Origin of the sequence: Proteus sp. G3927 (assembly GCF_963894685.1) — a bacterium.
Lineage (GTDB): Bacteria > Pseudomonadota > Gammaproteobacteria > Enterobacterales > Enterobacteriaceae > Proteus > Proteus mirabilis.
Genome location: NZ_CAWQGX010000030.1, coordinates 294,017 through 317,606 on the forward strand (window position 1 = coordinate 294,017; position 23,590 = coordinate 317,606).

The 23,590-nt window shown below is 35.5% G+C and carries 21 protein-coding genes and 1 tRNA gene; 11 read left to right on the forward strand and 11 right to left on the reverse strand.

The window, feature by feature from the left end; genetic code table 11:
- Positions 1-8: 8 nt before the first annotated feature.
- From recJ to AACV00_RS14405, 4 genes are all read left to right on the forward strand, one after another.
- On the forward strand, positions 9-1,742 hold the full coding sequence (gene recJ, locus AACV00_RS14390; RefSeq protein ID WP_004244029.1) for a single-stranded-DNA-specific exonuclease RecJ: 1,734 nt from the start codon (positions 9-11) through the stop codon (positions 1,740-1,742).
- A gap of 171 nt (positions 1,743-1,913) precedes the next feature.
- Positions 1,914-3,012 (forward strand): peptide chain release factor 2 gene (gene prfB / locus AACV00_RS14395; protein ID WP_096043105.1). Its coding sequence is split into 2 segments (ribosomal slippage): positions 1,914-1,988 and positions 1,990-3,012, totalling 1,098 coding nucleotides; the frame shifts between segments, so codons are not numbered across the junction.
- 8 nt (positions 3,013-3,020) lie between these two features.
- Entirely contained in the window at positions 3,021-4,535 is a 1,515-nt protein-coding gene (lysS, locus tag AACV00_RS14400) for a lysine--tRNA ligase (protein WP_004244024.1), read from the forward strand.
- Between the two features lie 164 nt (positions 4,536-4,699).
- Positions 4,700-4,773, forward strand: a tRNA-Gly gene (locus AACV00_RS14405).
- Positions 4,774-4,844: 71 nt separating this feature from the next.
- On the opposite strand, the gene AACV00_RS14410 is transcribed toward AACV00_RS14405, so the two are convergent.
- The 6 genes from AACV00_RS14410 to AACV00_RS14435 form a co-directional block, all read right to left on the reverse strand.
- Positions 4,845-5,204 (reverse strand): DUF4156 domain-containing protein, encoded by a 360-nt coding sequence (locus AACV00_RS14410; protein ID WP_017827173.1) that lies wholly within the window; start codon positions 5,202-5,204, stop codon positions 4,845-4,847.
- Between the two features lie 162 nt (positions 5,205-5,366).
- Positions 5,367-5,915 carry an Ail/Lom family outer membrane beta-barrel protein gene (locus AACV00_RS14415; RefSeq protein ID WP_017827172.1) on the reverse strand — a complete coding sequence of 183 codons (549 nt, stop codon included), beginning with the start codon at positions 5,913-5,915 and terminating at the stop codon, positions 5,367-5,369.
- A 209-nt stretch (positions 5,916-6,124) separates the two neighbouring features.
- On the reverse strand, positions 6,125-6,607 hold the full coding sequence (locus AACV00_RS14420) for a hypothetical protein (protein WP_004244020.1): 483 nt from the start codon (positions 6,605-6,607) through the stop codon (positions 6,125-6,127).
- A complete protein-coding gene (locus AACV00_RS14425; protein WP_017827171.1) occupies positions 6,580-7,320 on the reverse strand; it encodes a winged helix-turn-helix domain-containing protein in 741 nt (246 codons plus the stop codon). The genes AACV00_RS14420 and AACV00_RS14425 overlap by 28 nt, the downstream gene beginning before the upstream one ends.
- Before the next feature lie 225 nt (positions 7,321-7,545).
- Complete coding sequence (locus AACV00_RS14430) at positions 7,546-8,046, reverse strand: hypothetical protein (RefSeq protein WP_004244018.1); 501 nt, start codon at positions 8,044-8,046, stop codon at positions 7,546-7,548.
- Positions 8,019-8,765: a winged helix-turn-helix domain-containing protein gene (locus AACV00_RS14435; protein WP_161680400.1), complete on the reverse strand. Its 747-nt coding sequence runs from the start codon at positions 8,763-8,765 to the stop codon at positions 8,019-8,021. The genes AACV00_RS14430 and AACV00_RS14435 overlap by 28 nt, the downstream gene beginning before the upstream one ends.
- A 517-nt stretch (positions 8,766-9,282) precedes the next feature.
- Here AACV00_RS14435 and AACV00_RS14440 point away from each other — a divergent pair.
- Genes AACV00_RS14440 through AACV00_RS14460 form a run of 5 tightly spaced genes read left to right on the forward strand, consistent with a single transcriptional unit; the run spans position 9,283 to position 15,225 of the window.
- The gene (locus AACV00_RS14440; protein WP_004244016.1) at positions 9,283-9,819 is read left to right on the forward strand and encodes a fimbrial protein; all 537 of its coding nucleotides are present in this window, start codon (positions 9,283-9,285) and stop codon (positions 9,817-9,819) included.
- A gap of 58 nt (positions 9,820-9,877) precedes the next feature.
- Positions 9,878-10,636, forward strand: a complete 759-nt coding sequence (locus tag AACV00_RS14445; protein WP_017827170.1) for a fimbria/pilus periplasmic chaperone — start codon at positions 9,878-9,880, stop codon at positions 10,634-10,636.
- Positions 10,620-13,184, forward strand: a complete 2,565-nt coding sequence (locus AACV00_RS14450) for a fimbrial outer membrane usher protein (protein WP_113976738.1) — start codon at positions 10,620-10,622, stop codon at positions 13,182-13,184. Before AACV00_RS14445 ends, AACV00_RS14450 begins: the two co-directional genes overlap by 17 nt.
- A 3-nt stretch (positions 13,185-13,187) precedes the next feature.
- Positions 13,188-14,531: a fimbrial usher protein StbD gene (stbD, locus tag AACV00_RS14455; RefSeq protein WP_161680402.1), complete on the forward strand. Its 1,344-nt coding sequence runs from the start codon at positions 13,188-13,190 to the stop codon at positions 14,529-14,531.
- Entirely contained in the window at positions 14,497-15,225 is a 729-nt protein-coding gene (locus AACV00_RS14460) for a fimbrial assembly chaperone (RefSeq protein ID WP_004244011.1), read from the forward strand. The genes stbD and AACV00_RS14460 overlap by 35 nt, the downstream gene beginning before the upstream one ends.
- 268 nt (positions 15,226-15,493) lie before the next feature.
- Here the strand turns inward: AACV00_RS14460 and AACV00_RS14465 are convergent, their stop codons facing one another.
- The 3 genes from AACV00_RS14465 to AACV00_RS14475 form a co-directional block, all read right to left on the reverse strand.
- The gene (locus AACV00_RS14465; protein ID WP_004244007.1) at positions 15,494-15,703 is read right to left on the reverse strand and encodes a sigma-S stabilization anti-adapter protein IraP; all 210 of its coding nucleotides are present in this window, start codon (positions 15,701-15,703) and stop codon (positions 15,494-15,496) included.
- 307 nt (positions 15,704-16,010) lie between these two features.
- Positions 16,011-16,220 carry a hypothetical protein gene (locus tag AACV00_RS14470; protein WP_004244005.1) on the reverse strand — a complete coding sequence of 70 codons (210 nt, stop codon included), beginning with the start codon at positions 16,218-16,220 and terminating at the stop codon, positions 16,011-16,013.
- A 501-nt stretch (positions 16,221-16,721) separates the two neighbouring features.
- The gene (locus tag AACV00_RS14475; protein WP_004244004.1) at positions 16,722-17,270 is read right to left on the reverse strand and encodes an NADPH-dependent FMN reductase; all 549 of its coding nucleotides are present in this window, start codon (positions 17,268-17,270) and stop codon (positions 16,722-16,724) included.
- Positions 17,271-17,732: 462 nt separating this feature from the next.
- Here AACV00_RS14475 and AACV00_RS14480 point away from each other — a divergent pair, with 462 nt between their 5' ends.
- Together AACV00_RS14480 and AACV00_RS14485 are read left to right on the forward strand one after the other, a co-directional pair.
- Positions 17,733-18,185: a hypothetical protein gene (locus AACV00_RS14480; protein WP_004244003.1), complete on the forward strand. Its 453-nt coding sequence runs from the start codon at positions 17,733-17,735 to the stop codon at positions 18,183-18,185.
- Between the two features lie 5 nt (positions 18,186-18,190).
- Positions 18,191-20,806, forward strand: a complete 2,616-nt coding sequence (locus AACV00_RS14485; protein ID WP_104731737.1) for a sugar transporter — start codon at positions 18,191-18,193, stop codon at positions 20,804-20,806.
- Positions 20,807-20,863: 57 nt separating this feature from the next.
- Here the strand turns inward: AACV00_RS14485 and AACV00_RS14490 are convergent, their stop codons facing one another.
- Positions 20,864-21,724 carry a T3SS regulon anti-activator ExsD domain-containing protein gene (locus AACV00_RS14490; RefSeq protein WP_104731736.1) on the reverse strand — a complete coding sequence of 287 codons (861 nt, stop codon included), beginning with the start codon at positions 21,722-21,724 and terminating at the stop codon, positions 20,864-20,866.
- A gap of 66 nt (positions 21,725-21,790) precedes the next feature.
- A complete protein-coding gene (locus AACV00_RS14495) occupies positions 21,791-22,627 on the reverse strand; it encodes a helix-turn-helix domain-containing protein (RefSeq protein ID WP_004244000.1) in 837 nt (278 codons plus the stop codon).
- Positions 22,628-23,590: the final 963 nt, after the last annotated feature.

A 23,590-nucleotide genomic window follows, 5' to 3' on the forward strand; every position in this document is an offset into this window, starting at 1 on the left:
AGCGTTTTATGGTTACTATTGAACCGACATTACGTCGGCGTGTGGCGAAAGCAACAGCATTGCCAGAAAGCCTCGATCCCTTATTACGGCAAATTTATGCCAATCGAGGTATTACCTCTGAAACTCAGCTCGAGCGCTCGTTAAAGGGCTTATTGCATTATCAAGATTTAAACGGTATTGATGTTGCTATCTCTTTATTAGTTGAGGCATTAAAGCTGCAATCGCGGATCGTTATTGTAGGGGATTTTGATGCCGACGGGGCAACCAGTACAGCTCTTGCTATTAAAGCGTTACGGCAAATGGGATTTCAGCAAGTAAGTTACCATATTCCTAATCGTTTTGATGATGGTTATGGACTTAGCCCTCAAGTGGTTCATGATGTGGCAAAGAAAGGCGTAGATCTGATTATTACGGTTGATAATGGGATCTCCTCTTTTGAAGGTGTTGATGTTGCTCATGAATATGGTATCCGTGTATTGGTTACTGATCACCATTTGCCGGGTCACTCCCTTCCTCAAGCTGATGCAATTATCAATCCTAATTTAGCGGATTGTGCCTTTTTGTCGAAATCATTAGCGGGTGTCGGTGTCACTTTCTATTTAATGACCGCATTAAGAGCTGAATTAGAAAAACAAGGTTGGTTTACAGCACAGGGATTAGCTCGCCCCAATATGGCCGATTACCTTGATTTAGTCGCATTAGGCACGGTTGCTGATGTGGTTCCTCTTGATGAAAATAATCGTATTTTTGTTTATGAGGGATTACGCCGTATTCGTGCAGGACGTTGCTGTGCAGGGATCAAAGCCTTGACGGAAGTTTCACGTAAAACGTTGTCACAATTAGTCAGCAGTGACTTAGGTTTTGCATTAGGGCCAAGACTTAATGCGGCAGGGCGTCTTGATGATATGTCTGTTGGCGTTGCTTTACTGTTAACTAATGATATTGGTGTCGCCCGTGAAATTGCCAATGAACTGGATGGATTAAATCAGACTCGTCGTGAAATAGAAGCAGGAATGCAAGAAGAAGCGTCGACAATCTTTCGCCAATTTATTACTACCCAAGATGACTTACCGAATGGATTAGCTATTTATCATCCTCAGTGGCATCAAGGTGTGGTTGGCATTCTCGCCTCACGAATTAAAGAGAAACTGCATCGCCCAGTGATTGCTTTTGCCCCAAGCGGTGATGGTTTACTAAAAGGCTCTGGACGCTCTATTCATGGTGTACATTTGCGAGATGCATTAGAACGTTTGAATACGTTAAATCCGGGATTAATGGTGAAGTTTGGTGGCCATGCGATGGCGGCAGGACTATCACTGGAAGAAGATAAATTTCCACTTTTTCAGCGTCACTTTTCGGCACTTATGGCGGAATTAGTTTCTGCTGAACAATTACAAGGCGTGATTTTAACAGACGGCGAGTTAAGCGACAGTCAGTTATCTTTACCTATTGCGGAAATGTTAAGAGAAGCAGGGCCTTGGGGACAAGCCTTTCCTGAGCCACTTTTCGATGGCAAATTCACCTTACTACAGCAACGTATTGTGGGAAGCAAACATTTAAAAATGATGCTTCAACCGATAAATAGCCATGTAATGATTGATGCTATTGCATTTAATGTTGATGTTAATATATGGCCGGATAACAGTATTAAAACGGTTGAGCTTGCTTACCGATTAGACGTCAATGAATTTAGAGGACAGCGCAATGCACAACTGCTGGTGGAGCATATTTGGCCTTGTTAATCGCGATAGATAAGTCATTTTATGGTTGTATTGAGTAGCGCGCTGTTATGAGCACAATAATCCGATAGACAATTGTATATAAATGCTATAAACCCGCGCTGAGATCCGTTACAATATGCGGTTCAAAATTTATTCCAATTGTTTTTAAAAACAACGTTAAGACGAAAAAGTATGTTTGAAATCAATCCAGTAAAACACCAAATAGAAGAAGTCGCTGAGCGGACTCAAGTCCTCAGGGGGTATCTTTGACTATGATGCCAAGAAAGAGCGTTTAGAAGAAGTCAACGCAGAATTAGAGCAACCTGACGTGTGGAATGAGCCTGAAAAGGCGCAGGCGTTAGGAAAAGAACGCTCATCTCTTGAAGCTATTGTAGAAACAATCGACCAACTCGAACAAGGACTAGAAGATGTTTCTGGTTTACTTGACCTTGCTGTTGAAGCCGATGATGAAGAAACATTTAACGAAGCAGTTGCTGAGTTAGAAGGATTAAACAAAAAGCTTGAGCAATTAGAGTTCCGTCGTATGTTCTCTGGTGAATATGACAGTGCTGATTGCTATCTTGATTTACAAGCAGGCTCTGGCGGTACAGAAGCACAAGATTGGGCAAGTATGCTAATGCGTATGTACTTACGTTGGGCTGAATCTAGAGGCTTTAAAACAGAAATTATTGAAGAGTCTGACGGTGATGTTGCAGGTTTAAAATCAGCAACAATCAAAATCATAGGAGAATATGCCTATGGTTGGCTACGTACAGAAACCGGGGTTCACCGTTTAGTGCGTAAAAGCCCATTTGACTCCGGCGGACGTCGCCATACTTCATTTAGCTCTGCTTTTGTTTACCCTGAAGTTGATGACAATATTGATATTGAAATCAACCCAGCCGATCTGCGTATCGACGTTTACCGCGCATCAGGCGCTGGTGGTCAGCACGTTAATAAAACAGAATCTGCGGTACGTATTACCCACGTTCCTACAGGGCTTGTCACACAATGCCAAAATGATCGCTCTCAACATAAGAACAAAGATCAGGCAATGAAACAGATGAAAGCGAAGTTGTATGAACTGGAAATGCAAAAGAAAAATGCAGATAAGCAAGTGATGGAAGATAATAAGTCAGATATTGGCTGGGGTAGCCAAATCCGCTCTTATGTTCTAGATGATTCACGAATTAAAGATTTACGCACTGGTGTGGAAACGCGTAATACACAAGCAGTGTTAGATGGTGATCTCGATAAATTTATTGAAGCTAGCTTAAAAGCGGGCCTGTGAGGAAAAACATGTCGCAACAGCAACAAGGTGCGGAGCAGGCACCTGATTTAAATAACGAACTGCAAACTCGCCGCGAAAAATTATCAGCTTTACGTGATAATGGTAACGCATTCCCAAATGATTTCCGCAGAGATGCCATGTCTGACGAATTACATCAAAAATATGATGCAATGAGTGCAGAAGAGTTAGACGCTGCTAATGTGGAAGTTGCTATTGCAGGTCGTATGATGACTCGCCGTATTATGGGGAAAGCATCTTTCGCTACATTGCAAGACATGGGCGGCCGTATCCAGCTTTATGTCTCTCGTGATGATCTGCCTGAAGGCGTTTATAACGAGCAGTTTAAAAAATGGGATCTCGGTGATATTTTAGGTGGCCGTGGCCGTGTATTTAAAACCAAAACAGGCGAACTGAGTATTCATTGTACTGAGTTACGTTTACTGACTAAAGCACTACGTCCGTTACCTGATAAATTCCACGGTCTAGCTGACCAAGAGACACGTTATCGTCAGCGTTATTTAGACCTGATCTCTAATGAAAATTCACGTAATACTTTTAAGATCCGCTCGAAAATCATGTCTGCTATTCGCCAATTTATGGTGAATAAAGGCTTTATGGAAGTAGAAACACCGATGATGCAAACTATCCCAGGTGGAGCAAGTGCACGTCCGTTTATCACTCACCATAACGCGCTAGATATTGATATGTATCTACGTATTGCACCTGAATTATATTTAAAACGTTTAGTTGTTGGTGGGTTTGATCGCGTTTTTGAAATCAACCGTAACTTCCGTAATGAAGGTGTATCACCACGTCATAACCCTGAGTTCACAATGATGGAACTCTATATGGCTTATGCTGATTATCGTGATCTTATCGAATTGACAGAAGAGTTATTCCGTACATTAACTCAAGATGTATTAGGTTCGACTATCGTCAAATATGGTGATGAAGAGTTTGATTTCGGTAAACCGTTTGAAAAACTGACCATGAAAGAAGCTATTTGCAAATATCGTCCAGAAACCAATATGGCTGATCTAGATGATATGGATAAAGCCGTTGCTATTGCTCAATCTATTGGTATTAAGATTGAAAAGAGTTGGGGGTTAGGCCGTGTTCAATGTGAAATTTTTGAAGAAGTAGCTGAAAGCCATTTGATCCAGCCAACTTTTATCATTGAATATCCAGCAGAAGTTTCACCACTGGCTCGTCGTAATGATGATAATCCATTTATTACCGATCGCTTTGAGTTCTTTATTGGTGGTCGTGAAATCGGTAATGGTTTCTCTGAGCTTAATGATGCGCAAGATCAAGCGGAGCGTTTTGAAGAGCAAGTTCGTCAAAAAGAAGCGGGTGACGATGAAGCCATGTTCTTTGATCATGACTATATCACTGCATTAGAGCATGGGTTACCACCTACAGCAGGTTTAGGTATTGGTATTGACCGTATGGTAATGCTATTTACCAATAGTCATACTATTCGTGATGTTATTTTATTCCCAGCGATGCGTCCGGGAAAATAATTATCGAATCACGATAAATACGCTATATGAAAAAAGCCATCGCAAGATGGCTTTTTTATGTCTAAATTTCAAGGGATTACACTCTATATTGTCTATTTGATAACCATTTAAATAGGCAGGGGATTGCCGTTAAAATTTGCTGGAGTATAATCAGAAAATCTACTGCGGGCGTAGTTCAATGGTAGAACGAGAGCTTCCCAAGCTCTATACGAGGGTTCGATTCCCTTCGCCCGCTCCATCTATTTACTCAACTCTATCAATCCTGATCAATGAGTTTGATCATGTATCTAAAGCTACATAAGACGACTATTATTGTGGACAGTGATATACAGCACCACTTAATGTAACGTTGGTTTGTTGACTTGAGCCACTTCCACGGTAAGCGCTTCCCGTTTGTCCTGCCCGTTGAGTTAATAATACAACCACATTTCCCCCCATTTTCCATGCTTTATTTTTTAGATCATTGCGGGCGCCTGTTTCTAGGTTGCTATTTGATGTCCAGCCACCAGTGAAGAAGTTTCCCTGACTTCCTGTGACATCACCTAAATATCGGCAAGATGCATTTGGCTCATTGTGTGTAATACGTACCATTTGTGCACCTGAGTGAAGTGAGTTGGCACTGCATGCGGTTAATAGTAATGTGGTAATAAAAATAAAGATCTTGTTCATATGATTTTCCTGAAAATCAAAAAATACAAGGCTAGTCCTTTCTATATTTGAAAGACTCATATATTGTTAATGTGTTAATAAAAGAGCTCGTTATTTATAGGGTATAGCCAGTAATATCATTGTGATAATCATCGTTGACTCAATTTATCGAGATAATCGGGCTTAAAAACGATAGCCAATACCCATGCCAAAAGTATTTGTATTTGCAAAATCGAACTTACTTGCTTCCCAAGAAAAATCGAGTGAAAGGTTAGTAAATGGCTCCATAATAAAACCTGCACCATAGGCAAATGAAGTTTCTGATTCACTAGCTCGCTCTTTATGTTTTATTTTCATCGCCGCTCCACCAATATTGCCATATAAGCTCAGAAAATTATTAACACGATAAGTGGGACCCATCATAAAGGATCCATATCTTACGGTATCATTATTCTCTTTATGTAATTTTCCATCTTCCCAGCGATAGTTGGTTATATCGCGGGTTGTTACTGTATAAGAGGCCAATAATCCCCAATTGGCATTAGATACTGCGCTAGACTCATAACGGAGCCTTACACTTAATCCCCGAAGGTCGTTACTGGCAGAGTTTTTTAATGCTCCCATATGGGTTTGAGCATAGCCGAGTGATACCGTGGTATTTTTTGTCGCAAACGCAAATGGCGTGGCGAATAATAGTGCTGACAGCATGAATAACGACAATATACGCTGCATTTAAAAACCCCTTGTTAGTAGAAAAATGACTATATCTATGGCAAATCGTAATAAGACATAATTGCGCCAACTATATAACCAGAAATGGTGAGTGAAAGTTATGAAATTAGTCTTACAGATTTTTTACTAACATTTTCAGAAAATTTAATATGCAGTTATTAAGATTGTAAGTGGTATATCAATCTTTATTTTTCAAATAATTAATAGAACTATTGTGCAGTACAAACATTATAAATTTGCTTATTTAATGAATATAAATAAGTATTATTCCCTACTTTTGTGATCCGTATTTCATTCGCTGCACCTGAGTGTAGTAGCCTAAAATGAGATAAAAAATCGCCCGCTGTATCAGTGGCAAAAATTTTCACTGAGTCAACATCGAAAGTATAAACACCCGGTTGTGGAGTATGTAGGTTATTAATGTAGATATCTCGATAGAGTACTTTTTTCACCTGTTCATTTGTGATGATGTCATACTGCAAAGTGATTCTTTTCTTTTTAAAATCAAGAACGATACTACCACTTACATTAAAATTCTTAGGTTGAATATTCGTTACTGTTTTGGCTGTGCATAAAAAGGAATCAGGATTAGGTTGGCGTTGGCGTTGTATTAATAAAATCAGTAACACAATAGCCACCGCTAAAATAAGCAATGTGCTTCCTCTCAGTATATTTCTTTTATAGTTATGCATTTGGGCTCCTCAACATTCAGCTGATTAAGACACTGAACAAAAATATTCGTATTAGGAACACGAATATAATAAATAAAATTACCATTTTGCTTATACACTTGGCTACTGAGTTCCGTATAAGCTTCTACGGCATTTTCTAAAGTACGATTATCTTTGGTGACACCATAAAATTGATAACCATTGTAGGTTCCAAGTGGAGAAAAATAGTCGGTATTCTGCTTGTTAAATAGAAATAGTAAGCTCACAAGGAACAGGGTAGCACAAACTAAAAAAAACCATTCTTTACGCAGAGAAACTCGCCGAGGTATGAGTTTTGTTACCACAGGTAGTTCTATAATTGGTTCATGTGTATCATTCAACGGAGCTTCTGTTGAATAAGGGGGTTCAATTTCATCAGGAAGTTTTTCAATAGTGACAGAAAGCGTCACACCTACTTTAGGGCGAGTTAAAATAGCGGATGCCGAAAGACCTATTTTTTCAAATGAACCTCGTAATTGATTAAGTAATTTATAATAACTGGCATTAGAAACAATGACACCTTTACGTCCCCATACCCAATCAATTAAATCCTCTTTTTTAAAGAGTCCCTCATGAAAAGCACATAACAAATTACACTCAGATTCAGAAATTTTAATACTTTCATGATCGTGTGATAGTGTCATTCTATCGATATCAAGAATGACCTTATTATCAATTAAATACTTATTACTCATTACTTATACGGCCTTCTGTTAAGATATCATCATCGGACTCAGCCATAATAATCGCTGTGTTGAATATGGCTATATTAAAAGATCACAATATAACTATCATTATTTTTAATCAGTCATATTTGAAGCGAAAAATAAACAAGAGCATCATAATTCTCCTAGCATCTCATTAATCTTCCAAAGGGGATATGGTTGCCATCAAAATCACCTTATATCGTTTTATAAAAACTACAATTTTTCTCTTCCTCCTGTTGTACAGAAATTATATATCTGCCTATTAAGTGAAAAAAGATAGGTGTTTTGACCTATTTTATTTATCGTCAGCTCGTTAATGGTTGTTGGTTGTAAAAGGCGTAACCAAGCAAACATTTCTCCTGTAGTATCTGAATCAAATTTATGCACTGACTTAACGGCGAAAGTATAATTTTGCACTCCTGTACGGCTAAGAGGACTGATAATGATATCTTGAAAAAATAGCTGTTGCTCCTGTTGGTTATGTTGAACGGTATAGTGGATAGCGATTCGATTCGATTGTAAATCAAGAACCAATGTCCCTTTCATTATAAGATGTTTAGGTTTTATATAGATAGTTGATTTTGCTGTACAAATAAGATTTTGTATTTCCAGCGTATCACGTTTATAGCTGCCTAATACCCAAATTACTAGCGCGATACATCCACATAACAAAAGACATAGGATGATTAATAACGTTCTTTTATTGTCATGCATTTAGGTACCGCCGATTCAACAGGATTCAAACATTGTAAAAAAAGATCCATATTTGGCTCTCGGATATAATAAAGATAGTGCCCATTTGCGCGACATATTGGTAGTGTCAGACTATCGTATGCTGCAACCACTTCTTCAAATGCCACTTTATCTGTAGCCATTTTATAAAAATGATAACTATCATAGTGACCAAGGAGCTGGAAGTGACTATGGTATCTATGTGATTCATGACCATGCACTATCAGTAACGCTATCGTAGACAGTAGAATTAGGATACTCCCCAAAATAATCAATAATTTTTTTCTGGGGATTATGCTATTGCTAGAAATTATTTTTGGTTGTTGATCCCTTGTATTCTCTAACTCTTTACTGCTTTCGTATGGTGTAGTTTTTTCCGTTACTATTGGCTCTAGTGTTACCGTTAGTGAGATACCAATTCTTGGACGAGTCACTATGTCATCTGCATTTAAACCTATAAGGGTAAAATTATTACGTATCTGATTAATAAGTTTGTAATAACTCGATTCAGAAACACAACCTGCACGGTTTTTCCAAACAAAATTAATAATATCTTCTTTCTTATATATCCCCTGATAGAAAGCAAGTAATAAATTAGATTCTGATTCCGAGATCTTAATAATTTTATTATTGTTAGCTAATATCATTTTATTGCTGTCAAATATTACTTTTTCATCAATTAAGAATTTTTTCTCATCCATAGTAAGCCTGAATTTAAATTCATCTAATACTACTATCTAGTTTTGTGCGTAGAACACTATATTAACATGGATAAAAGCAATATATTCACATTATTAACATCTCTCATATTAGGATAAAGGGCATGGATATGATTTTATAAGGTGTATTAAGATATTTATTTATTAATTATCAATGCATTATTCTTGTTTTGGGCTATTTTTTTACCTTTATTCTAACTTCTGAAATTTAACTTAATTAGTGAGTAAGAAAAAATTAAGAGTTATTCAGATGTGTTGTAAGCACTTTTATAAAGTTGTTTCTTAATCTTAGCTTAAGATTAATGTAACAAATTAATTTATTTATAGGGAAAGTTGCGATTAATGTATCAACATATAAACATTAAGGCACCCTCTGTATATAAATATAACGAGAAAATAATGTCATATAAAATGAATAAATATATCTACTTTATCTGTTTTCTTATAGAGAGAAGTAATATTAATTAAAAATAAATATCAATAAAGGAAATATACGAATATGTTAAAAAAAACAACACTAGCTTTATTTGTTGCAACGTTCTTTCTTTCTACTAATGCATTGGCGTTATCTGATAATACTATTACTTTTCAGGGGGAAGTTTCTGATGAAACTTGTTCTGTCTCAATTAATGGTAATCAGGCAAAACCTGTGGTTATTTTACCGACTGTTAGTGCCAAGGAGCTAAAAGATAGTGGAGATACCGCAGGACAGGTAACATTTGATATTGGTCTTTCTGGTTGTACAGGTAATACAGATAAACCCACTAAAATATCGACGGTTTTTGTCGGCAATCAAGTTACCAGCAATGGCAACCTTGGCAATACGGGAAACGCTACCAATGTGGAAATTCAACTTCTGGATACTGCTCAGAAAGTTATCAATTTAACTGGTGGTTTTAAAGGTGAGGGAGATCTGCAATTAAAGCCAGGAGAAACGCAAGCCAGCGCAACTTACACTGCACAATACTATGCTACAGGTGCCGCATCAGCGGGTACTGTTGAAGCAACTCTACAATATGCGGTTTCTTATCTGTAACACCGTTATTCGGCCCGATATCACTTGTCGGGCTTTTAATCATCATGGAGTTATTAAGATGAAAAAGGATGCTACTTGCGTTGCAATTCGTTATCTCGTTACGCTAATGCTATTTATTTTTCCCATGACTATATCATGGGCCAGTGTGACTATTATTGGTAGTCGTATTATTTATCCATCAACCGCTCCTTCAGTTGATGTGCAACTAAAAAATAACGATGCATTCCCTTATATTGTGCAAACTTGGTTTGATGATGGCGATATTGATCTTAAACCAGAAAACGCGAGTACTATTCCTTTTATCTCCACCCCACCAGTGTTTCGTATTTTACCGAAATCAGGGCAGATAGTACGCATTGTTTATGGAGCTAATAAATCTTTACCACAAGATCGTGAGTCTTTATTTTGGTTTAATGCGTTACAAGTTCCTCCAGCCAATATAGGCGGGGAAAAACAAAATAAAGTCCTGGTGATGTTACGCACTCGTATTAAACTCTTTTACCGACCAGAACAGATCGGCTCACCAGATAATCTAGTCAAAAAACTCCATGTAACTATGTTTCGTGATACTAAAAAAGGGATTGGCATCACCGTTGATAACCCTAATCCATGGTTTGCATCAATGAGTAACTTAAGCGTTACATTAAATGGTACGACGCATCAACTTGATATTGAAATGATATCCCCTTTTTCTCACCATACTTTTTGGTTACCTCGCAAGCTTAATCTCAAATCACTACGAGGTACTGTTACCGTGACACTCATTAATGATCAAGGTGCAAGGATAAGTGAGCATTATCATGTTAACGAAGGTTAAATTTCACTATAAAAATATGGCCTTTATGATAGCGATTTGCTTTACCTGTCAGGCGGCGGAGGAAGAGTACTATTTTGATCCCACTCTTTTACAAGGTTCTGCTTATAGCAAAAGCATTGCCAGTATTAATGGAGGTGAAATATTGGCAGGTGAGTACATTGTGGATGTTTTTGTGAATGATACTCTCATAAAATCAAGCCTGAAAATTATTTTCAAATCCATTAATAATGGAAAACAAGTGGAACCGTGTTTACCTTTATCTTTAATGCAAGAAGCACAAGTTAAATCGCTATCAGATAAGGCGGTAGATCATGGTAAAAGTTGTCGTTCTCTTAGGCAATGGGTATCACAAGGGGAATGGCATTTTGATCGAGCTACTTTACAATTACGACTTAGCATCCCAATGAATGAATTAATTCATCGGCCACGGGGCTATATATCTCCCTCACAATGGGATAGTGGTGTACTAGCTCTTTTTTTACGTCACAATACCAATTGGACTTATACTGAAAATACAGACCAGCACTTGCACTCACAATATTTATGGAGTGGCATCAATGTTGGTAGCAATTTTGGATTATGGCAGGTGCGGCATCAAGGAAATCTACGCCATACCGATAGTCATAATCAGGGTAGCGACTGGTATTACACGAGTGTTCGTACATGGTTGCAACGGCCAATTTCTGCGATTAACAGTATCATGACACTAGGAGATAATTACACAGATCCTAGTCTATTTGGTAGCTTATTGTTTAGTGGCATAAAGTTCGCAACTGATGAACGTATGTGGCCACAAGGTAAACGTGGCTATGCACCAGAGGTGCATGGTGTAGCGGCTAGCAGTGCTCAAGTCGTGATTAAGCAGTTGGGAAAAGTAATTTATGAAACTCACGTTCCACCAGGTCCATTCTATATTGATGATCTTTATAACACAAAGAATCAAGGGGATTTACAGGTTGAGGTAATTGAAGCTAACGGAAAAATTTCACATTTTATTGTTCCTTATTCATCGGTTCCTGATTCGGTACGTCCTGGTAATTGGCACTACTCTTTTTCTTTGGGGAAGGTGAGGCAATATAAGCATGTTGATAACCGTTTTTTTGAAGGTACTGCTCAGTTTGGTATTAATAACAACCTCACCATTAATCTTGGATCGCGATTAGCCAAAGATTATTACGCCTGGTTGGGGGGCGCAGTATGGGCAACTCGCCTTGGCGCTATTGGCATGAATGCAACTTTGTCTCATGCGCGTATACAGCATGATGATCGCAAACAAGGTTGGCGTGCAGAGTTAAGTTATAGTAAAACGTTTTCTTCAGGTACTAACTTAGTTTTAGCCGCTTACCGCTATTCAACGGATGGTTTTCGTGATTTACAAGATGTACTTGGTGTACGTCGCCAACTGAAAACGGGTATTGATTACTATTCCGATATTCTTCACCAAAAAAATCGTCTTTCTGCAACAATCAGCCAGCCATTAGGCCAGTTCGGTACTGTTAATCTTAGTGCCAGTACCGCTGATTATTACCATAATCAATCGCGGATCACTCAGTTACAAATAGGTTATAGCAACCAGTGGCGAAAGTTAAGCTACGGTCTTAACCTTGCAAGACAGCGTACTACTCAGGATTATGGTGATCATTTTTATCACCATATTGATGAATTGCAAGATCAAAGCCAAAAGCAAAAATATACTGAAACAATACTGTCATTGACTCTTTCTATTCCATTTGATTGGAAAGACAACCGTACTTCGGTAGCAATAAATTATAGCCAATCACGAAACAGTCAATCTTCAACGCTATCTATTACTGGCTCTAGTGGAGATCAAAGTGATTTTTCTTGGTCATTATATGGTAGTTATGATCACCATCGTTATGGTAAGGAACATTTATCGACAAACTTTGGTGCTGGCTTTCAACAAAATACTCGCTTGGGAACACTGAGAGCAGGTTTTGATCAGGGTAAAAATTATCGTCAATTATCCCTAGGTACGTCAGGAACCTTAGTTTTGCATTCTGGTGGGATAACTTTAGGCCCTTACACTAGTGATACCTTTGCCTTAATTCATGCTGATGGGGCGCAAGGTGCTGTTGTACAAAATGGGCAAGGAGCCGTCATCGATCATTTTGGTTATGCCATTTTGCCCACTTTATCACCATACCGTCGCAATAATATCTCCCTTGATACCCGCCATATGAACCGTGATACCGAATTGTCAGGGGGAAGCCAGCAAGTTGTTCCATATTCAGGTGCAGTGGCTAAAGTCAATTTTGCAACAATTACAGGTAAGGCGGTACTAATAGACGTGAAAAAGAAAGATGGCAGTATACCACCAATGGGCGCTGAAGTGCTCAGTGATGAAGGGGCGGTAATAGGAATGGTCGGACAAGGAGGGCAAGTTTATGCCCGAATTAATCATAATTCAGGAAGACTACTTATTCGTTGGGGAAAAAGTGTTAATCAATATTGTCGAGTTCCTTACCAGATTGATTTACATTCATCTAAAAAGGTGATTTATCTAACGACAATTTGTGAGGATAAATAAACCATGTTGTATTTTCACCGAATGTTACTATTAGTTATTTGTTTCATTAGTCTGATCTTTAGCGTTGTAAGCAAAGCGGTATGTATTAAGGTAACAGATAATAGTTTTCTATCCGATAGTGCAATTAAGGCAGGCTATACTGCTCGTAACTGGTATGGTGCCTTTGATGATAATATTGGGCATTTAGGCTTACCATCTGTAATTAGTGTGAGTACCAGTAATAAATTTCAACCTGCTGGTACTGTACTAGCGAGCTCTATTGCTAATTTTCTTACATCAGCAACTCGAACACCATATAGTGCGAAACAGATCCTTTTTCGTTGTGAGCTAAAGGATGCAGGGCAACTTTATGAATTGTATTCCACCAATGGTGATAACATATTTGTGGGAGGGCGTCCGGCGAAAGAATTGGAAGGAGCCTATTATGATGTAGAACGTAATGTCGCTGTACGTATGACTAATCTTAGTACAGGAGAGTATTATAGTCGTTATTGGAAACAGCGCCAACTTACGGCAGATAGTTGGTTTCAAGATGATCACGCTATTTATATTCCTGCTAGCGCATTTAGCAATATATTGTATGAGATGATAAAAATCTCAGCCTCAGATCAGTTTATTTATGCGGGTAGAATTAATAAAGATACTTATAACCAACCTCGAGGTTATATTGCTTTTAAAGGGCCTGGCTTAGATACTTTTGCTATCCAAGAAGGAGATGATCATGCCAATAAATATTTGGGATGGCCATATGTATGGCCGGGCGCATGGGGAACTTATAATCAAGTTACTTATATTCGAGGTGCAACTTGTACAATAGAGGATTATCCCTCAATAGTTATCCTGCCTCAAATTACTGTTAGGGCACTCTCTTCAGGGCAAAGCAGTCAAGCAACATTTAGTCTTACACTTAATTGCGAATTAGGAGCAATGTCTTCAACTCACCCTACAACTAATATTGCGAATGTAGCAATGGGCTTTTTAGTTAATCAACCTACGGCGGTTGCGGCCGCCCGTCGTTTAGGTCTAACAACATCTGGTGGTGGATTAACATGGCTATTGGATACACATTATGGTGAAAAAGGCGTTGCTTCTGGGGTTGGGATCAAAATCTATGATAAACAAGGTGCTGCAATTAATTTGCTACCGGACAGGATGGTGACGGCAAGTGGAAGTACTCGAGGGTGGTATGCGTATAAAGATCTTACTACGTTTTCTGGTACAAAAGAAAATGGTTCTATAGAAACTTGGCATGGTGATTTTACTGCTTCTTTAGAAGCTCTTAGTGGACAAACCGTAACCGTGGGGAGTGTTAATGCACAATTACAAGCCGTGGTTAGTTTTCAATAAGCTAGTTATATTACTATTTCTATCAATTGGTATTGTCATATCATCATTTGCTGCGATTAATGTTGATCGAACTCGGATAGTTTTTGCAGCAAATGATATAAACCAATCACTAACACTTGCAAATGATAGTGCGATACCTATGTTGGTACAGGTTTGGTCCGATATTGGTGATATTCACTCTTCACCAGATACGAACAGAACACCACTTATTATATTACCACCTATCTTTAAAATGGCTCCTGGTGAGTTGAGGTCACTTCGTTTAGTGCTTAGTTCTCGTGATAATTTACCCACCGATAGAGAAAGTGTATTTTGGCTTAACCTTTATCAGATACCACCAGAAAACCTCGCAACACAAGATGTGTCACGAAAATTAATTTTACCACTACGTTTGCGATTAAAAGTTTTTATTCGCCCCGCAGGATTAAAAGTACCGACAGAAAAGGATGAACAGCGTCTACATTTTAGTGCTACCTCACATGGTGTGATGATAACAAACCCCACACCGTGGTATATGAGTCTAGTGATCATGACTAGCATTGATAAGCGTAGACAGCATAATATTATGCTGGCGCCCTATGAAAAAAACTATCTTGATTTACCACAATCCGTTGTTGAAGGAACTAAGATAGATTATGCCGTGATCAATGATTCAGGAAATTGGCGAGTGTATTCAACAACTTTAACAAACTGATCAATGGGAGAGAATGGGTAGAGAATATCTAAAAAAATAATATACTATATTTAATATTTTAACTGTATGTAATTTATTAATAAATTTAATAATTCTTTGTGTTGTTGTTTTTTTTATAACATGGCAAATAATAGCCATATATTATAACTCAATCAATCATTGATGATGTCATATTAAAATAACTCAGCATTTATAGATATAAAGCTAAAAATAATGAATAACAATATAAATAGTTATAGCTATTTACTGATAGTGATGTAAATCACAACTATTTTTGGAGTATCTTTTTTATGTATTGTTCGGTTTTTTCTATTATATCTTGGTATTGTGGATGTTCAGCATAAGCATTTCTAATGGTTTTGTTTATATCATATATAACAGATTCCTTTTGTTTATTTGTTAATGTAAGTAATAGTGATTTTAAAATCACTTTTAATGCCGCAACTTCATGTTCTATGTTAACTAATTTTTTTTCCATATATTCTTCCGAGGAATTATTACGATAGCAATGGGATAATTTTGCATATTAATTAATTATTTAAGTAAATCCAAGTAAAAAATGTATTAGTACAGAAAGAACGCTTTTACAGATGCGCTTTATCTAAAGTGATCTATTTTATTAACTTAATCACTGGAGGATAAAGATAGAGTGTAAGAGGTTATATTTGACTTAAGTAATAGAAAAGAGTGAACGTTATTTTAGTAAAAAGAAGAGCATAGGATGCAATATTGTGCATCCTATGATGTTAAATTGGTGGGGAAACCATTAAAATCATATAATGAGTCTATGCTTGGATAAGTTTTTTCACATATTGCTCAGTAAGATTTATAACTTCATTGTGATGTGGATATCTGCTTGAAGTATCTTCAATAACTAAAGATATATTGCCTAACATATCGCGTCGTTGCTTATCATTTAATGCACAAAGTAGAGATTTAGTGACTATTTTTAAAGCAGCGAGCTCGCATTCGATTTCTCTTAAGTTGTTATCCATGATTTACCTGTCAGTATCTAATGGATTATTAATATAAGTAATTTTTTTATATATCACAATTATAGAAAGAGATTATTGAGAGATATAACGCACAATATGTTTAATAGGAGCAAGATGTGTGAAATGAGTGATAATAATTATTTCCCCTTGTTTTGGTAACTAAAGTAATATCTAATTTATTAGTTTTTATGAGCTAGATAGAAAGAATAACAATAATGATTTTATTGATTGGTTTTTAAATTGTGCTAACTAATAGACTAAAAATACCATACCACTTACTATTTTAAATAGATTATTAAATGTCATTTTTATACATGAGCTACTTGCTATAATAAAGTTGGTTATTATTAGGAGGTACTATTTAAATATTGATAATTAATAGTTAATTATATTTTTATTGATTGGTTAGCAAGTTAGTTTTACTTTCCCTCTCTTTAAAATAAGACAGAGTGTAATTATTATAAACCACACTCTGTGAAATCTATTTAGGACTATTTTAAGCTATTTTTGATTATGCTTTACAAAGTTAATATAGCTATTAACCCAGTTTTGCATAAAACCTGCTGTTTTTTCAGAAAACTGACCGTTTTCTACCATTCCATCATACCATTTTAAAAAACATTCTGGTTGATTTAAGGTTGGCATATTTAAAAATGCTAATGAATTACGCAGGTGCTGTTGTGCAATAGCAGTACTAATATTACCGATTGAAACACCGATGATCCCAGCAGGAATACTATCCCATGCATTAGTACCATAAGGGCGAGAGGCTTGATCTAACGCATTTTTTAGCACACCAGGGATTGAGCGGTTATATTCAGGTGTTACGAAGATAATGCCTTGGCATTGCTTAATTTGTTGCTTAAACTCGACAACGGCTTCAGGTGTTTTGTCGTCATCATCTTGGTTGTAGAGAGGAAGAGTACCGATATCAAGGAACTGAAAAGTAAATTCTTGAGGAAATAGCGAGGTTAATGCTTTTGCTGTTTGTTTATTATAGGAATCTTTTCTTAAGCTTCCGACTACAACACCAATGTTAAAATGACTCATCTTAACTCTCCTATATTGAAGGATAACAATGAATATCAATTACTATTTTGATATTCATATTTTGATTTTATCCTGATAATAGAAAACAGCAACAAAATAAAAGTAATTATAACACATTAAAAGAGTATTGTTTTACACCTTATAAAGGTAATTAAATGATAAAATTAGATGTTATTATTTTTCTGATTATCTGCTATTATCTTCATTGTGTAGAAATAACTGCTTCTAACACGACAACATTTTTCCAATTAAAAATACCGATACTCATTTAATGATGATTTTAATGTGACGGATGCAATGTTGTAAGAAAAAATAATGAAATGAAAGGATAGGAGCCGTTATTGTCATTTATGCGCTAGGTTATTGACTTAGTACGCAATAGACAATAGAAAATTATAATAAGATAGCTTAAAATGCGATACTACATACGCTCTTATTTAGACTGATCGGAATTAAGGAAAAATGATGTCCTTATTGAAAAATAAAAACAATGTTTTAGCTCTGTCTATGGCAGTTACTGTTCTCACACTATCGGGATGTAGCATTTTATCTGGTGATAGCCAACCTGTGGAGGTGGTGCCAACACAGGTGCAATCCACGGTAACTTCACCTGCTGATAATAATTATCAACAGATGAACGTAGGGGAGCAAAAACTGGCATCACAAACAGCATGTATCAAGCAACTTGATTCTTTAAAAACATTTTCACCAGCAGAGTATAAATCTATGGTGGATGAATTTAAGGAAATCAGTGAAATTAATGCGTTATACCGTAGTGTTGAAAATACCGCCAGTAAAGATAGCTTAGCATTATTAAAAATGAGTATCGAATCTAAGACCGAAGTACTATGTGCTAAAGTGCGCTATCTTTCGGTTATGTCTGTGAATTCGACACTGAAGAAATTAGGTGAATAATTACTATGAAATTAAAGCAGAGTGCTTGTCTCGCTTTTATGATGTTTCCGGCGCTGTCTTTTGCTAATAATGAGTTTAATTTTGTCATTGAAGATTTTGACCGTTATTTAGAAGCACAACAGCCCGTTGATATTAAGCCTGAACCCTCTGCAACAATTTCATCTTCATCTACTCCCGATCAGCGTAGTGGAACGGTGCGTTCCACTGTGACATTAAAGGAAAAGCCACCACAAAAACCACAACAAAAAATTCAGCCTAAACAGCCTGTTGTACGGAATGAACATCAAACCGTGGTACGCAATGAGCATCGGCCAGTAGTGGCGACTCCCTCTGTACCTCAGGTGACTTTGTCTGAACAATGCTCTGTGGTATCTACAAATACCAACAAAATAAACAGTGATTACACTCATTATTTAACACCACTGCTTTCGTTTGTACCGATTAAACCGCAATTTACCCCTGAGGACTTGAATCGGTATTATCAAAGTAAATCCGTGGTCTATAATCCTCTAATGCTTTATACGCGTAAGCGTTATCCAGGGCAGCCATATCAGTCTACTGATAATACTTTATTAGATTTCATTCCAAATACAGTGTATTCAGTGACTGAAATACCTTTTCATTTTTTATATCAATTTAAACGTTCTTTGCTTGACCATAAGCAACCTCTCTTTAATAAAGAGCTATTAAATCGTTTAGCAAATACTCGCGAAAAATATCAACGTCTGTATCAGAAATTTACTGAACAAACCGCGTTATTAACTGAAAGTTTAACTAAACTGCAAACCGCAGAAGAAAAAGTTCAACAATTAACAGCGGAATTGGCAAAAACGCAAGATAAACTGGCTGTAGCGAATAATTTACTTAATGATGATAGCCTAAAACAGTCTGTGGCTAAGTTACAAAATGAATTAGCACAGTCTAAAAAAGAGCAGGATACGTTGCTTGCACAATTAGCTGAAAAAGATCAGTTGCTGTTTGATGCGACAGAAAAAAATAAAGTATTAACTAAACAGCAAGAAGATTTTGATATTCAGGCACAAAAATTAAATCAATTGACTACCCATGTTGCTCAACTTGAGCAACAAAAACAGCAGCTACAATCACAATATGGGCAGGCTCAACGGTTATTAACAAATAACAGTGCTAAAAAAGAGATTGAGGTACTACAAAATTCTTTAACTAATTTATCAGCAGTGCGCCAATCTTTAGAAAATCAATTAGCTAAAAACAAAGCCTCTTTTGAAGCTACTCTAGCTAAGAATAATCAGTTAATTGATACCCAACGCCAACAGATAGCTCAACTTAACGATCACATAAAAAAAATAAACCAAGAGCAACAACAGTTAAATCATTCGTTAGTGACTCTTCAACAACAAAAAGCACAAGCAGATGATCAATTAACACAGATCCCAGCGTTGAAGCTTGAGTTACAAAATAAGGTTAATGAATTAGCTGAGCTGAAAAAAAGTTTATCTACGGGCGAGAAAGCTTTTGATGCTTTGATTTCAGAAAAAAATGGTGTAATCGCTAAATTAGAGAAAGCTCAGGCAGATCTCGCCAATAAGTATCAAGCATTGGATACCCAATTTAAAGAGAACAATACCACCATTGGGCAACTTAAAGAGAGCAAAATAGCGAACGATAACGCTTATGCTCAATTAGAGAAACAACTAGCAGAAAAACAATCGCTTACTGATAAATTAACGACACAATTAACACAAGCTAAAGATCAGTTAGCAAAACAAAATTCTGAAAGTAACCAACTAATTGCTTCATTAAAACAGCAGCAAGTAGAATCGACGGCTCAATTTAAGCAACAAGAAAGTGTTTTAGCGAATTCTCAAAAAGAGTTTAATGAAGTCTCTAAGCAGCTTGAAGCTCAGCGTGCGCTAACGAAAACACTTGAAGAAAAAGAATTAAAATTAAGTGAGCAACTAAAAGAAAAAGAGAGTGAAATTAAAAAAATAAATAGCGAAAATGCGAATTCTCAAAAAGAGTTTAATGAAGTCTCTAAGCAGCTTGAAGCTCAGCGTACGCTAACGAAAACACTTGAAGAAAAAGAATTAAAATTAAGTGAGCAATTAAAAGAAAAAGAGAGTGAAATTAAAAAAATAAATAGCGAAAGTGCGAGTGTTCAAAAAGAGAATAAAACATTAAAACAGCAATTGGATAAAGCTATGGGAGAAGGGCAGATTATCGCAAGTCAGCTTGCATATGCCTATTCAATTATCGGTAAAGATAATGCCCAACGAAATAAATCAATTCTGTCGGAAATACAAAAACAGAACTATGTGCAATACGATGATAACACTTACTTTAAAATCCTAAAACAAGGGAAACCTGTGGATTCAATTGCAGGTAAAACAGTTGTTTTCGCTATGCATGAACAATTAACCGATGGTACAGTAACACTTAATTATGACAAAGCTAAGCCGTTAATTTTACCATACCGTCAACTTCCACTGCCTCTTAATACTTTTGTTGCTAAAGCAGGCTTAAATGGCAAAGCTAAAATTTATATTAAACCTGATGGCGGGTATGGGAAAGATGGTATCCCAGGGCAAGTACCTCCAGAATCGATGTCTATAGTGACAATTGAAATTTTAGCTATCAAATAGCACCCTTTAATAAATTACCGTTGTCAGTTCTTCTATAAATAATGAAGAGCTGATATTTTATACATGCCACATAAATTCATCATTAATTAAACATAAAGAGTGTTCTACTAGCCAGTGTTTTAGTTTTTTACAATTTTCAGGGTGTTGTGGAATAGTGATTAAAATATTCCATAATGGTTGTAATAACTCAGAATGCGGTTGTGTATTTTGTAAGTACTCTAATGTATTATTTATTTTTTTATTGAATACCGGCTCTTTTTCCCAAGCTTCTATAACTAATTTAATATCCTTTTTCAGCAAATCATCTATCACAACGATCCGTGCTTTATCAGCTTCTAATTTTGTTTTTATATCTTCTAAAGATAAAAAAGAAGAGGCTATATTTGATGGTTCCTTTTCTTCAAATAATTTAATGTTTTCACATTGATTAATTTGATATTCGAGATCTTTTTTTATCTCATAAAGTGTAAATATATGCGGTGTTATATGCTCAACCCACCAAATAAAAATGGGTTTTATGATAGCTTGAATTAAACGTGCATGATCAGCAATGTTGATTTTTGCATTTAAAGCGTTCCAATTAATATCTGATATATTAGATTGGTATTTATCAGCCAAATTTACTACGGCATTAATATTTTCTTTAGTTAATGGCACTGAGCAATGTTTTTTGCGTAAAAACCATGTGGATTGCAATAAACTGTCTACAGCTTCACGGCATAATAAGCGAGATAATATTTTAATTTGTTTCTCATTTATATCATTATTTGTAATAAGTAAAGAAAACTGAAGATTAAATAAATTATCAACAGTTTTCTTATTTTCATCTGCCATCATTTTTTTTAGCAAATTAAAATAACGATAATATTGGTATTTGCTAGTATTAGTTTGTCGCTTTATCACAATAGTTTCACTCATCAGAACAAATTTTGCATATTCTAGCGATGAATTGAATGATGATATTATGATAATAGGTCGGATTTTTTATAATTTTAATTTAAGATGTCTCGCTTTACTCGGTGTCATATTAAAACGTCGATGATAGCTTTGTGTAAAGTAAGATTGGCTAGAGAATCCTGACTCCATAGAAATATCGACAATACTCATTTCTGTTGTTAATAATAATTGATGTGCGTAAATAATTCTTCTTTCGCATATCCATGTTCTTGGCGATGTTCCATAAACATGATTAAATAACTCTTTAAATGTGGTGAGACCCATACCAAACTCGCGAGCAAACTGTTTTAGCTTCCAATTTTTTAGATGGTTTTTTTCCATAAATATTTTCAAGCGATCAACTTGCCTATGACTTAATTGGCGTAGTAACGCCATAAGATTGGCACCTTGCTCGGAAGAAAGTAATAGAATGAGCATTTCTTCAATACGTAATTGAGTAAAAGTATCTGGACAATTTTGTGAAGAAAGATAATCAAAACCATTACTACAAAAATGGATCAGAGGTGAATCTTCAAAACAGATAAAAGCCGATGAGAAATTTTCCTCTCTATCGATATTACTGAGAATATCACTATTTTTTGACATGAAATTTCTTAAGAAATCATCAGAAAGAGGAATATAAATTGTTTCACAAGGCTCATTGCCTAGCGTTTTTATGGTATAATTTCCTTGTTGTAAGAAAATAATCTGATCTTTGTTAATAGTTATTGTATTTGTGCAGTTTTGTAATACCAGCGCATTATTTCTGATTATGTATAAAGCTTTTTGGTTATTTTCTAATATTTGATATTGCGGATAAAAATAAGAGAGTTTTTGAATAACGCAATCTTGTTTAGTGTTTTCACCACATTGTATTGTATTCATTTTTCGCCCAAAATTATTATATAAGTATCACTGTATTTAATACCAATAAATAAAAAGAATATAAAGTAGTAGCTTCTTTATTATTTAAAGAGTATTAAAAATAAAAAATAGAATGTTTTCTTTATTATGATGTGGTTTTTTTTTAGATATTAGACATTGAAGTTGCCATTTCTAATTTAAGATAAATCATTTGTTTAATTTAATGTCATTTTTTATAGATTGCAAAAACAATTTAATTAAGCTAGTCATTTAATGAAAAGAATGCGACAAAATTTAGTAGAATTTTGTAATAATATATTGACAGATAATGAAATAGAGTTATTTATTCTATAAATAACAATTAGTTATATTTCATTTTAAAATTTACACTGTAAAGCATAATAAGGGTGTTTTTTAAACACTATAAAGTTGTTTAATATGAGTTGTTAATAAATTTTTGTGTATATGTTTTTGTTTTGTATATTAAATGAGTGTTTTTTGCAATGAATTTATTTGATAAAAAAAATAAAATGTAATTTTTATAGGTTATTTTCACTATATATTATTATCTTTTTTAGTATGGCAAAGAAGCAAATAAACTTGCTATAAATTTTTCCCAAGTATATTTTTTCGTCTTTATATGGTTTTAACATTATGAAAACATAAAAATTAACGTCTATCATAAAAATGGCCAGTAATGTATCAAGAAATTAGTCTTAAAAATAGACGGTAGTTTATTTTTGTGACTAATGTCTCATATTTTATCTGTGATGGTTTTATTGTTGTTTTGTTAGCTCTCCTCCATTTGTTGAAGATTTTTGAATAATCAAGTTGTTATCAATAGATGCGATTAGCTATATGTTAATTCGTGTTATAAATTATCATCATTATAGGATGGGAAAGTGTGCATCTTATTCATAAATTAGCAAAAAATTAATTGTTATCTCTTTTTTATCTACTTATAAATCGGCCTTTTCCCTAAAA